This window comes from Cohnella sp. OV330 (assembly GCF_900112065.1).
Taxonomy (GTDB): domain Bacteria; phylum Bacillota; class Bacilli; order Paenibacillales; family Paenibacillaceae; genus Cohnella.
The window spans coordinates 42,916-55,180 of the sequence record NZ_FOKE01000016.1 but is presented as its reverse complement, the minus strand read 5'-3'; the positions used below and the strand labels follow the sequence as shown (position 1 = coordinate 55,180).

12 protein-coding genes are annotated in these 12,265 nt (G+C 63.3%); 4 read left to right on the top strand and 8 right to left on the bottom strand.

Translation table 11 applies throughout. The annotated features are described in order from the left end of the window. Positions 1–83: 83 nt before the first annotated feature. The 4 genes from BM235_RS28865 to BM235_RS28850 form a co-directional block, all read right to left on the bottom strand. Positions 84–2,642 carry an ABC transporter permease gene (locus BM235_RS28865; protein WP_090117729.1) on the bottom strand — a complete coding sequence of 853 codons (2,559 nt, stop codon included), beginning with the start codon at positions 2,640–2,642 and terminating at the stop codon, positions 84–86. Further along, a complete protein-coding gene (locus BM235_RS28860; protein ID WP_090117728.1) occupies positions 2,639–3,328 on the bottom strand; it encodes an ABC transporter ATP-binding protein in 690 nt (229 codons plus the stop codon). Before BM235_RS28860 ends, BM235_RS28865 begins: the two co-directional genes overlap by 4 nt. Before the next feature lie 110 nt (positions 3,329–3,438). Beyond that, positions 3,439–4,803, bottom strand: a complete 1,365-nt coding sequence (locus BM235_RS28855; protein ID WP_090117727.1) for a sensor histidine kinase — start codon at positions 4,801–4,803, stop codon at positions 3,439–3,441. Next, positions 4,791–5,498 (bottom strand): response regulator transcription factor, encoded by a 708-nt coding sequence (locus BM235_RS28850; protein ID WP_090117726.1) that lies wholly within the window; start codon positions 5,496–5,498, stop codon positions 4,791–4,793. The genes BM235_RS28855 and BM235_RS28850 overlap by 13 nt, the downstream gene beginning before the upstream one ends. 205 nt (positions 5,499–5,703) lie before the next feature. On the opposite strand from BM235_RS28850, the gene BM235_RS28845 reads away from it, so the two are divergent. Continuing rightward, positions 5,704–5,922 (top strand): aspartyl-phosphate phosphatase Spo0E family protein, encoded by a 219-nt coding sequence (locus BM235_RS28845; RefSeq protein ID WP_143106750.1) that lies wholly within the window; start codon positions 5,704–5,706, stop codon positions 5,920–5,922. Here BM235_RS28845 and tadA read toward each other — a convergent pair. Continuing rightward, the gene (gene tadA / locus BM235_RS28840) at positions 5,911–6,393 is read right to left on the bottom strand and encodes a tRNA adenosine(34) deaminase TadA (protein ID WP_090117724.1); all 483 of its coding nucleotides are present in this window, start codon (positions 6,391–6,393) and stop codon (positions 5,911–5,913) included. The two genes, BM235_RS28845 and tadA, sit on opposite strands and share 12 nt — an antisense overlap. Before the next feature lie 217 nt (positions 6,394–6,610). Between tadA and BM235_RS28835 the strand changes: the two genes are divergently transcribed. After that, positions 6,611–7,450, top strand: coding sequence for a hypothetical protein (locus BM235_RS28835; protein WP_090117723.1), 840 nt, complete (start codon positions 6,611–6,613; stop codon positions 7,448–7,450). 553 nt (positions 7,451–8,003) lie between these two features. Here the strand turns inward: BM235_RS28835 and BM235_RS28825 are convergent. Continuing rightward, positions 8,004–8,864 carry a flagellar motor protein MotB gene (locus BM235_RS28825; RefSeq protein WP_090117721.1) on the bottom strand — a complete coding sequence of 287 codons (861 nt, stop codon included), beginning with the start codon at positions 8,862–8,864 and terminating at the stop codon, positions 8,004–8,006. Then, a complete protein-coding gene (gene motA / locus BM235_RS28820; protein ID WP_090117720.1) occupies positions 8,842–9,651 on the bottom strand; it encodes a flagellar motor stator protein MotA in 810 nt (269 codons plus the stop codon). The genes BM235_RS28825 and motA overlap by 23 nt, the downstream gene beginning before the upstream one ends. Positions 9,652–9,861: 210 nt before the next feature. On the opposite strand from motA, the gene BM235_RS28815 reads away from it, so the two are divergent. Further along, positions 9,862–10,197, top strand: coding sequence for a TFIIB-type zinc ribbon-containing protein (locus BM235_RS28815; RefSeq protein WP_090117719.1), 336 nt, complete (start codon positions 9,862–9,864; stop codon positions 10,195–10,197). 83 nt (positions 10,198–10,280) lie between these two features. On the opposite strand, the gene BM235_RS28810 is transcribed toward BM235_RS28815, so the two are convergent. Then, positions 10,281–10,760, bottom strand: a complete 480-nt coding sequence (locus BM235_RS28810; protein ID WP_090117718.1) for a GNAT family N-acetyltransferase — start codon at positions 10,758–10,760, stop codon at positions 10,281–10,283. Positions 10,761–10,987: 227 nt separating this feature from the next. Here BM235_RS28810 and BM235_RS28805 point away from each other — a divergent pair, with 227 nt between their 5' ends. Continuing rightward, complete coding sequence (locus BM235_RS28805) at positions 10,988–12,202, top strand: MFS transporter (protein ID WP_255374647.1); 1,215 nt, start codon at positions 10,988–10,990, stop codon at positions 12,200–12,202. Positions 12,203–12,265 lie beyond the last annotated feature (63 nt).

The following is a 12,265-nucleotide window of genomic DNA, read 5'->3' as shown; positions in this document are numbered from 1 at the left end:
CGCTTCGTACCGTTTGGCTATTTTGGCTTTTGCTTCGTCATCGGGGGGCCTTTGAGACAGCCCCTTATTTTGCGATAATACGATTATGCCTCTTCCCGCAGCTCCTCCACGACGCTCGCTTTCGCAATCTTGCGAAGCGGACCCTGTACGGACAGCAGACCGACCCCGAGCGCAAAGACGCAGGAGATGATCGCGCCCGTCACCGGGAAGGAGAACGCCATGCCCTCCATGTTATTCAGCTGGTAATACAGCAAGTAGCTGATGCCGATTCCGAGCAGCAGGCCCCAGAAGGCGCCGATGACGCCGAACCAGACGCCTTCAAGCGTCGCCATGCGGCGCAGCTGGCCCATAGTCATGCCCACCGCCTGCAGCAGGCCGAATTCGCGGCGTCGCAGCATGAGATTCGTCTGCACCGTGTTGACGATGTTCAAGCTGCCGATCAGGGCGATGACGCCGAGGAAGCCATAGATGAAAATTCTCATCTGGAGATTGAACTGGCGCACCTGCCGCTGTTCTTCCAAAAAGTCGACGAGGCGAATCGACGGATCCTTGTCGGCCATCGCTTGCAGCGCCTGCTTGACCGGCGCTCCGTCCGCGCCGTCGGCCAGCGCGATATCGAGACCCCGCAGGGCCGTGCCGTTCGGCGCCGTCTCGGCCGGAACGCCTTTCAGCAGGGCGGCGTACGTCGTCTTCGTCCCGATCACGTAAAGCTGGGTGCCGAGGGTCGTCGGACTGAACGGCGCTTGGCTCAGGATGCCGCCGACGCGCACCTCGCGCATCAACGGCTGCTCCTGCGTCCCGAAGTTCAGCGAGAGCTTGTCGCCCACCGCCAGGCTGGCCAGCTCCATATTGTATTTCTTGTTGTCCGCTTCGACGTACGGCTTCACCTTCTGCACGATGAGGACGCTGTTCGTCTCGGACAGCTTGGCCGGATCCGCCGTACCGGCGATGAGATACGGCTCGGCCTGCTTCATCCGTTCCTCGTCATACAGGGTCGTGTACGCGGGCACGATTCGAATCTCTTCGCCGCCGAGCGTCGACTTGGCGAAAACGTCCTCTTCCATCCTTGAGAGATAATCGCGATTAAGCACCGCGCTTGGCAGGTAGACTTGCGCGTCCGGCATATGATAGCGCTCGTAGACATGCGCGACGCCGGGGAGCGCCTCGATGTCCGCGATCGTCTTTGCGTCCAACAGATCCTGCGCCGGGCTCCCTAGGCGTACGTCTTCCGCCTGCGTGAAGGCGGACAGCAGCTGGTAAGCGACCTGGTCGTCTCTGGAGTCGTCCACGGCGACCTTGAACGCTTCCTGCGCGAAGTAGTGGAAGACGATGAACAGCGTGATGCTGACAACGATCGAAAAGGCCGTGATGCGGAACTTGGACCGGTTGCGCCTGATGTTCTTGGACGCCATGTCGCCTTCGATGCCGAGCAGGCGGAGGACGGAAGGCAGCCTCACGCGCTTGTAGCTGTCGCGGACGATATTGCCGGTGCCTCTGACGGCGTCGACCGGCGATACGCGGCTCGCTTTAAGAGCGGGCAGCCAGGCCGCGAGCATCACCGCGAGCAGGCCGACGATCGCGCTGCCGACGAGGATCCAGGCGTGCAGCGTGAGCTTGAAGCCGTCGAAAGTGAGGATGTTGAAGCCCGCCGCGGACATCGCCTCGAGCACGAGCCAGAGCCCGCCGCAGCCGACGAGGAGCCCGGCCGGGATGCCGTACAGCGCGAGCAGCCCCGCCTCGCGGAAGACGATGCCGCGCAGCTGCGACGGCGTCGCGCCGATCGTGCGGAGCAGACCGAAGTGCCGCATCCGCTCGAGCACGGCGATGTTGAAGGCGTTGTAGATGACCGCGATCGTCGAGAGGACGACGAGGCCGATGAGCACGCTGAAAATGATGATGAGCGACAGGTTCAGGCTCCTGTCGGAGGTCTCGCCCTTGAGCGCGAGCAGCTGCGCGTTCGTGCCGAACGTCTTCGGGCTCAGCTTCTCGAACTCGGGCAAGTGCGAGCTGATGTCGACGCCCCGCTTGAAGACGGCGGCGACGGATAGGTTCGTGCCGGGTACTACGTCGGCCAGCGCGGCCGCGTCGTCCATCCAGGCATAGGCGGCGCCAGTGCCATAGGTCATATTGGTGCGTTGGTTGTTCAGCACGCCGACAATCGTATACGTCTGCTTCGAGCCGTCGGGCTTCACCAGCTCGGCGCGGCCGTCAAGGCCCGGCGCGCCCGGCAGCTGGGTCAGCGCCCACTCCTCGACGACGGCTTCTCCCGCCGCAGAGGGGAAACGGCCCTTCAGCAGATGGATCGGCGCCAACTCGAACCCGGCGGTCGTCGATTCGGCGAGCTGCAGTTCGTAGCCCTTCGCGAGCGGCGTAACCTCGCCCTTTCGTATCGCGCCGGCCTTCTTGATGAGCGCATGATGCTGCAGCGTCTCCAGCAGCTCCGGCGTAGCGTCTCCGTAGCCGATATGGAAGGCGCCGTAGTCGTAGACCGTTTTGTCGACCAAGTTGTCCTTCATGCTCTGGCCCATCGTGCCGAGCGCGCTGATGAGCGCGACGGAGAGCAGGATGCCGACGATCGTCAGCACGGTGCGTCTTTTCTGCTGCTTCAGGTACTTGCCCGCGAGTGCGCCGTAGCCGTTCATTGGACCACGCCTCCGCGGCTGTCGCTGACGAGCTTCCCGTCCTGCATGCGCAGCACGCGGTCGGCTTCGGCGGCGACGTTCATGTCGTGCGAAATGATCACGACCGTCTGGTGGAATTGGCGTACGGCCAGCTTCAGCAGCTCAAGCACCTCGCGCCCGTTCGCGCTGTCGAGGTTGCCGGTCGGCTCGTCCGCGAGCACGATGGCCGGACGGTAGGCGAGCGCGCGGCCGATCGCCACGCGCTGCTGCTGGCCGCCGGACAGCTCGGAGGGCAGATGCTTGCGGCGTTCGCCGAGACCGAGCGTGTCGATCAGCTCGCGGACGTAGGCTTTGTCCGGCTGCCTGTGGTCGAGCAGGAGCGGGAGCGTGATGTTCTCTTCGACGTTCAGGACGGGAATCAGGTTGTACGATTGGAAAATGAAGCCGATCTTGCGCCGGCGGAAAACCGCGCGCTGCGACTCCTTCAAGGCGTAGAGATCCTCGCCGTCGATGCGGACGGCGCCGCCGGTCGGCCGGTCGAGGCCGCCGAGCAGGTGCAGCAGCGTGCTCTTGCCGGAGCCGCTGGCGCCGACGATGGCGACGAACTCGCCTTGGGGGATGGAGAACGATACGTTTTTTAGCGCTTCGACGAGCGTGCTGTCTTTGCCGTAAGACTTGGAGAGTCCGGCAGCTTCAATGACGTTCATAGGGGCGGATCATCCTTTCCTCGCGATTGCGGTCTTTCCGTTCACGAGGTTCAGTATAGAGGCTCAACCTTACAGGGGAAGGCGCGGCCGCTTACAGATCTGTAAGGAAGCTAAGATGCGGGAAGCTGCGCGAGCGGCAGCGTCAGGGTGAATACCGTGCCGCCTTCTTCGGTCCTGCCGGCAGCCAGCATCCCGCCGTGGCGCTCCGCGATCGTCTTGGCGAGCGGGAGGCCGAGCCCGACGCCGCTGCCGCCTGTCTTGCCGGATGAGGCGCGGTAGAATTTCTTGAAAATATGCGGTTCGTCCCGCGCATCGATCCCCGCCCCTTGGTCGGTCACGCGGAGACGGACGAAAATCGGCGTCGTCTCCCAGGCGATCTTAACGATGCCGTGCGGCGGGCTGTGCTCGACCGCGTTCTTGACGAGATTGGCGAGCGCCTCCGCCAGCCATCTCGGGTCGTGCGGCACGCTGATCGGCTCCGCCGGCCCCTCGAAGCGGATCTCGATCTGCCGTTCCTCGGCGAGGCGCCCGATCGTATGGGTCGCCGCTCTTACCGTCTCGGCGATCGGCGCCCGCTCGAGCTGCATCGGGAGGCTGCCCGCCTCCAGCCTGGCAAGCTTCAGCAGCATCTGAATGAGCCATTCCATGCGTTCCAATTCGCGCGCGCACGTCCGCAGGAATTCATCCTGCTCCGCCGGGCCGACCCCGCCGCCCTGCAGCAGCTCGACATAGACGGTGAGCGAGGCGAGCGGCGTCTTGAGCTGGTGGGAGATGTCCGCGATCGTGTCGCGGAGGAAGTCTTTGTCCCGGTTCAGCTGCGCGATCGTCTCCTGCAGGCGCAGCGACAGCTCCTGGACCTGATGCGCCAGGAGCCCCAGCTCGCCTTCGGCGTAGATGCGGAACTTCATTGGCCGATTCTCCTTGACGGCCGACTCCAGCGAGCCGGCGAGGCCGCGCACTTCGGCCAGCTGCAGCCGCGATTCGCGCAGCAGGGCGAGCAGCAGCGCGGCGAGCAGCCCGAAGACGCCGGCCGCGAGCAGCGGCCACTCGCGCGAGCGCCGCCGCTCGGCCAGCGGGACCAGCGCGGCGTCCAGCTCGCCGTCGATGCCGTAGCGGGCGGCGAGCTCGCGCCCGAGCGCGGCATCCGCGAGCGTCGCGTCTCCCGCGGCAAGCTGCTGGGCCCACGCTTCCGCGAGCGCCGGATCGCGCGCCGCGAGCGCGCCCAGGGCGACGGTCTCCCGGGCGATCCAATCCTTGCTCAGCCGGTCGGCGCTGTACGCCGAGTACGCCCACAGCAGCGTCGCGGCCGTCCCGAATGCGAGCAGAAAGATCACGGCTAGCCGCCGAACGCCCGCGCTGCGCCACATGCGCCGCCATCCAGGCTTGAACGAGCGGTGGGGCTTGTCCTGCGATAGCGCGGCGCTTTCTCCCGCCTCGCGTCCGCCGTCTCCGCGGCTGTCCGCTAACCGTTCCATTTGTACCCCGCGCCGCGCACGGTCACGATTTTTTGCGGCTGCTGGGGGTCGTCTTCGATTTTCTCCCGGAGCCTGCGGACGTTGACGGCGACCGTATTGTCGTCGATAAACGCCCCGTCGTGCTGCCACAGCTGCCGCAGGATCTGCTCCTTGGACAGGACGGCGCGCGGGTGGGTCATCAGCAGCGACAGCAGCCTGAACTCCGTCACGCTGAGCGCCACCTCGATGCCCTCCTTGAGCAGCCGCATCTCGGCTGCGTGAAGCCGCAAGTTGCCCGACGCCAGCGCAGGTTCGTCCGCAGCTGCAGCGGGGCTCGGGCTGGGGCCCCTCCTTCTGAGCACCGCATGAATCCGCGACAGAAACTCGCGCAGCCTGAACGGCTTCGTAATATAGTCGTCTCCGCCCAGATCGAGTCCCCGCACGACGTCCAGCTCCGTATCGCTCGCGGTCAGGAACACGATCGGCGTCGCGTCACGCCCCGCGCGAAGCTCCGCGCAGAAGTCGAAGCCGCTCCCGTCCGGCAGCTGGACATCCAGCACGATCAGGTCGAAGGCTTGCTCGCGTCCGGCCGCCGCAGACCTGGCATCTGCCAGATTATAGACGCCGGTCACGCCGAACCCCTCCTGACGCAGCGTGAATTCGATGCCGCGATGCAAGGAAGCGTCGTCTTCGACCAGCAGAAGATGTCGACTCATGCTCGCGCTCCTTTCTCCGTGTCTACAGCAGATGTAACATTTTGCAAAAATATGGATGTCAAAAAATGAGAGAAATTAACTCGATTTGCTCGACATTATTCAACATTAATCGAAAACTTCTTCCTTTATAATAAGTATACTCATTCGCACGGCTGCAAGGCTGCTATGCATCTTAGCGATTCCCACAGAAAGGGGCGGAGCCGCATTGGATCCCCACCCATTAATCTATCGTCTCGAGCAGCTTCAGCGCAGGCTGTGCGAGATGGCCGCCCAGATGGACAAGCTGACCGACCCGGAGATCGTCGCCGTCAGCGAAGAGGCGGATCGCCTCATCGTCCAGCTGCAGCGCATGCATATGGAAGAGCAGAGCCTGAGGAAGTCCGAGGCCAAGTCCGACGAAGAGACGCCGCCTTCACTTTCTTGACCGAAGCCGCCTGAAAAAATGCCTGAGCAAGTCCGAGCACGGCTCCTGAAGGACGCCGGAGGTCCATTCGGCCCGATGATTGAAGCGCGCGTCCTGCAGCAGATCCATCAGCGTGCCGACGCAGCCCGCCTTCGGATCAGGGGCGCCGTACACGACCCGCTCGACGCGGGACTGGAGAATCGCGCCGGCGCACATCGGGCAGGGCTCGAGCGTCACGTACAGCGTGCAACCCAGCAAGCGCCACGCCTCCAGCGAGTCGCTGGCTTGCCGTATGGCGACCATCTCCGCATGAGAAGTCGGATCCAGGCTCGTCTCCCGCAAGTTGTATCCCGCGCCTACGATTCGCCCCTCTTTGACGACGACCGCGCCGATCGGCACCTCGCCCAGTTTTTCCGCCATCTCCGCCTGCTTGATCGCTTCCAGCATCCATCTCTCGTCTTCCGTCACGTACCTTGTTCTCCTCTCGCTCATCCCGCGAACATGCATTCGTTGTTAACATGGTGTGTATAGTTTTGTGGATAACTTCAGGCTTTTCCACAGAGTTATTCACATATTGTGCAAGGGTGTGGGTATAACTGATTTTTATTGTAACAGAGTGCAAAAGAAGTTCAAATGAGAGGCTGAACGCGAATATACATAGCATGTAGACGAGCCGCCCTGGCTGGGAGCGGAGGAGGAGGCATGCGGATTGAGAAAAAGGGGATGGACGGAACGGTTCCGGCAGGCGACCGATCTGACGCCGGCGGGCAAGACGCCAATACTCGGCGCTGCGCGCTGCACGGCCGACGAGATGCGAGGGTATGTCGCGAGGCGCAATCCCGAAGCGCCGGATCTGGCCGAGCGCTATCTCGCGGCGGGCGAGCGGCATGGATTGCGCGGGGACCTGGCGTTCTGCCACGCCGTGCACGAGACGAACGCTTGGCGAGGCAGGGGCGAGGAAGGCCTGAACTGGGCAGCTACAGGCGGGTCTGGCCTAGCGGTGGGATGGGGCGGTACGGGCTTTCAGGGGGACGCGATCGAGCAGGCGGTGGAGGCGCATCTCGTGCGGCTTGCGAGGTATGTTTTTCCCGAGCGGTTCGTGCAAGCGAGCGAGCCGGCGACGGGCGCTCCGGGGCGGCCGGCGATCTATCGGAAGTGGACCTATTGGGAGGACCTGGACGGCGTCATTCACCCGGCGCGCAGGGACGGCAGCGGTACGGTCGCGATTTGGCGGCGGATGCTGGAGTGGGCAGGCAAAGGAGGAGAGAGCCGAATGAACAGCAGCGTATATGGCGTAGGCGGTACGGAAAAGAGGGCTGACGGCGAAGCGCAGCAGGATGCGTCGCGCACGGGAGAGGTAGCGGCGGACGGGGCTGAGCTGCAATGGCTGCTCGCGCGCGGATTGGTGCAAGGGCCGGCGCCGGCGGCAGGCAGGGCGGTGACCTGGGCGGAGCTGGCGGGCCTGCTGCGGAGATGGGAGGAAGGCGCGGGGCTGCAGCACCCGGAGCAGGCGGCGCCCGGGGCGGAGGCGAAGGCGGAGTCGGACTGAGCGGCTCTAGGGAGCTGGGGTCTTGGGAGGGGCCATCGCCTTCACCAGGAGAGGCGATGGCTCCTGCGCGGCCCTGGAAAGACGCATCGCCTTCACTAGAAGAGGCGATGGCTCCCGCGAGGCCCGGAAAAGTCGCATCGCCTTCACTAGGAGAGGCGATGGCTCCTGCGCGGCCCTGGAAAGACGCATGGCCTTCACTAGAAGAGGCGATGGCTCCCACGAGGCCCGGAAAAGTCGCATCGCCTTCACTAGGAGAGGCGATGGCTCTCACGCAGCCGGGAAAAGTCGCATCGCCTTCTCTATAGCAGTGGATGGCGCCCGAGCGGCTCTGTTCCGCCTCATCGCCTTCTCTACAGCAGTGGATGGCGCCCGAGCGGCTCTGTTCCGCCTCATCGCCTTCTCTACAGCAGGCGATGCGCTCGAGCGGCTCCGTTCCGCCTCATCGCCTTCTCTACAACAGGCGATGGCCAACGCGCCACCGCCGAAGCCGCCTCATGCACTCCACATACATAAAAATCCCCTTCTGTCCGAAGACTGAAGGGGTATTTTGCATTTAGTTCACGTTGATGGCGGAGGCCTCGTGCGCGATCGCGTCCAGCTGCATGCTCTCCGTCGTATTGTCCGTGTATTTGCGGAGGATCGAGACTTCGACGCGGCGGTTCTTGGATCGGCCGGCATCGGTGTCGTTCGAGTCGAGCGGGCGGTATTCGCCGTAGCCGATCGCGCTGAAGTTGCGCGGGTCGAACGCTTGGTTCTCCAGCAGAATCTTCATGAAGTTGATCGCGCGCTTGGAGCTCAGCTCCCAGTTCGAAGCGAACTCGAACGTGCTGATCGGCTGGTTGTCCGTATGCCCGGAGACGATAATCTCGTAATCGGGATAGGCCTTGAGCATGTTGCCGATCGCGACGGCAAGCTTGCGGGCTTCGGGCTTCACGTCGGCGGTGCCGGACGGGAAGAGCGCGTTGTCCCGGATCGTGATCATGAGCTGGGACTGGTTCAGGTTCGTCTCGAGCTGGCTCGACAGGCCGCCCTTCTTGATGTACTGGTCGAGCTGCTTTTTCAACTTCTCGAGATTCTCCTGCTCTTGCTTGGCGAGCGTCTGGCGGTTGCTCTGCTCCGTCCGCGTCATCGAATCTTTATCCTTGTTCGTGTCGGCTCGCTCTTCGCGCTGCCGCTTGCCCAGGTCGTTCGCCTCGCTCTGAACGGCGGCGGACTTGTCGAGGATGCTGATGCCGGAGGAGAAAGCGGTCTTGAACGCCTGGCTGAGCTCCTCAAGCTTGGAGACGTTGACCGAGCTCGCCGCGTAAAGCACGATGAACAGAGAGAGCAGCAACGTCATGAGGTCGGAGTAGGGGAGCAGCCAGGATTCGTCCGGGTGCTCCTCGTGTTCTTCATGCCGATGCTTTTTGCTCACGGTCCGAATCTCCCTTCTCGGCCATGGCCAGGCGCTCGGTCGGCGTCAGGAAGACGGACAGCTTCTGCTGGATCGCCGTCGTGGATACGCCGGACTGGATGGAGAGCAGTCCTTCGACCATCATCAACTTCAGCTGCACTTCGCGCTTGGACATGCGCTTCAGCTTGTTGGCGATCGGGTGCCAGAGGACGTAACCCGTGAAAATACCGAGGAGCGTCGCGACGAAAGCGCCCGCGACGGCGTGGGCGAGCTCGCCCATGTCCTCAAGGTGTCCGAGCGCGGCGATGAGGCCGACGACGGCCCCGAGCACGCCGAGCGTCGGCGCGTACATGCCTGCCTGCGAGAAGATCAAGGCGCCGGATTTATGCCGGTCCTCGGTCGCCGAGATATCCTCGAGCAGCACGTCGTGCACGAAGTCCTGGTCGTTGCCGTCGATGATCATGCGCATCCCGCTTTTCAGGAAGGGATCCTCGATCTCTTCGACGCGGGCTTCAAGCGCCAGCAGGCCTTCGCGGCGCGTGATCGACGCCCAGTCGACGAACATGCCGATGACTTCCTGGCGGGAGAGGAGCTTCGGCTCGGAGAAGATGAGCTTGAACAGCTTCGGGACCTTCGCGAGATCGCGCATCGGGAAGGCCATGCAGACGGACGCGATCGTGCCGACCACGATGATGACGTAAGCGGCTGGATTGCTGATTAATGAGCCTAGCGGCGCGCCCTTAAGGATCATCCCTACGATCAATGAGACGAAACCAAGGACCAGGCCGATCACAGTTGTGTTTTTCATGCAGTTCGCACCCCGAATATCTAATAGATTCTTGTAGAAGCGGAAGAGGGCCCTTCCAGCGACACGGTAATACGTTTATCGACATCTTCCAATCAAAGTGTTAGAGGCCGCGCGATGTTTTTATGAAGAAAAAGTGCGCCGCGCCGCGATTTGCAACCGGCAGCGCATTCATCCGTAGTAGAGGAAAACAGGCAAAGGAGGCAGATCAAGTTGAATTGTCCGATTTGCGCGGATTCGCGCATGCGCGAAGTGGAGAAAAACGGCATTCTGATCGACGTTTGTCCGAGCTGCAAAGGCGTCTGGCTGGACCGCGGGGAGCTCGATAAGCTGATGAGCGACGTTCGCGAGGTACGCGCGGAGTATAATGAATGGCACTACAGGGACGACGATGATGACGACCGCAGGCGCTACGCGCAACAGCCGAACTACCCGCCTCAGCAGTCCTACGACTCGCACCAGCAGCCTTATGGCAAGCACAATAACGATTATTATAAGAAAAAGAAGAAAAAAAGCGTGCTGGACGTGTTCGGCGATTTGTTCGACTAGGAAATCGAGAGAGACCCGTTGCATTGTGGATGCAGCGGGTCTTTTTGTGGACAAGTTGTGGATAAAATCCGGATAAACTCAAGTTATCCACAGAACACCATGCAGTAGACGTCTACCTCCCCGTGGGCCGCCTGACGCGAATATTGGTCCGCGACTTTGAAGCCCGCCTTTTCATAGGCCCGGACCGCCCTCGTATTCCAGGTCTCGACTTCCAGGTCGATCTGTGTCCCCGGATAGCGAGAGCCGGCCTCCAACGCGATCGCACGGGCAAACGCGGCGCCGCCGCCTTGTCCGCACCGGTCCGGACGCATGCCCATGCCGAGACGCACGACGCCCTCCAACGGAAAAAATTGCGCATAACCCACCAGCGCGCTGTTCTCGTCGCACACGGAAACGTACTGCCGCCTGCGGATCTCGGGATCCCCGAATTCCTTGCCGTCGCGGGTCATCGCCCGCCAGGACGGCCAGCGGAACTGCTCGTAAGGCGCCGGGTAGCGCCATTCGCATACGGCCGCGGCGTCCGATTCGGACATCGGCCAGATATGGAACTGCGGCTTGCTCATCGCGGCGGGCCTCCTAGCTGTCTGATCGTTGTGCTCCGTGAAGCTGTCCGGTATCTATTATAAGGGGGAACGCCCGGACGGGACAGGGTTTGAAGACGCATCGGAGGTCAAAATCGGCGACAGGAACGGCTAAATGCGCGATGACCTTCGCGCGGACGCCGTGCTATGATGGAGGGGCTGGACGGAAAGGATCCGCCGGACGGCGGGTCGGAAGGAGTTCGCTTTTCATGATTCGGCTTATTTGGTTAGGATGTCTGGCCTATCTGACGGTCGGTCTCGGACAGCTCGTGGTCGGCGCGGTGATGGAGCCGATGGTCGGCGCATACGGCGTGCAGTACGGAGACGGCGGTCAGCTCGTCATGAATCAATTTCTCGGAGGCCTCGCGGGGACGCTCTTCGCGCCCTGGCTGATGCGAACGCTCGGCAGGCGCGCGCTGCTGCTCGGCGCGATGACGGTGATGGCCGCGGCAGAGATCGTATATACGCTGGCGCCGCCTTGGGGCGCGATGCTCGTCCTGGGGCCGGTCGCGGGCTTCGGATTCGGAATTACGGAAACGGTCGTCGGCTCGTTCATCATCGGCTCCGCGGGCGAGCGGGGAAACGTGGCGATGAGCCGCGTGGAGGTATCGTTCGGCGTCGGCGCGCTGCTGATGCCGTTCGTCGGCGCGCTCCTCATCGATATCGACCGGTGGCGGCTCGCGTTCGGCGTCGTCGGCGTCCTGGCCGTGATCACAGTCGTGCTGTGGGCATCGTTGTGGCCGACGATTCTCAACGCCGCGCCGGTCGGCGCCACGCAGGTTGGTGCGGACGGCAACAAGCGGCACGCGTCCGTACGCCTTCCGCTGCTCGGCACGGGCCCGGCGCGCTGGGTGCTGATCGCCTGCGCCGTTTTCTTCTTTCTCTACGTCGGCTTCGAGATGAGCTACGCCCACTACCTGCCGACGCTGCTCGTGCAGGAGGGCAGCATCACGGAAGCGACCGCGGCGCTGGCGCTCGGCGTGTATTGGGGCGCCATGACGATCGGCCGGCTGTACGCGGGCCACCTGGCCGACCGGATCGGCAGCACGTCTTATCTGCTGTCAATGTGCGGGATCGCGGCGCTTGCTTTTATTTTGATGGGTTTCTTCGGCAGCGCGGCGCCGATGTTTGTACTGGCGGCGGTCGCCGGTCTTGCGATGAGCGGCATGTTCGCGATCGCGCTCGTCTTCGCGAACCGCTACGCGCCTGGCATGACGGAGCGCACGACGAGCCTGCTCATCGCGTGCGGCCTGTTCGGCGGCGCGGTACTGCCGAAGCTCGCCGGCTGGAGCCTGGACGCGCTGGGCGGCGACGTGACAAGGTGGCTGCTGGCCGGCTTCGCGCTGCTTCTGCTCGCGGTCGCGGCCGCCGCGTCGGCGGCGAGCCGGAAAGCGGCCCGTGCGGCGGCGCGGCTCGCGGCGTAGGCTGCACGCTCAGAGGGCTCGCCCTTCCGGCGGCGATGCCCGATCCGGTATAATGCCTGTATA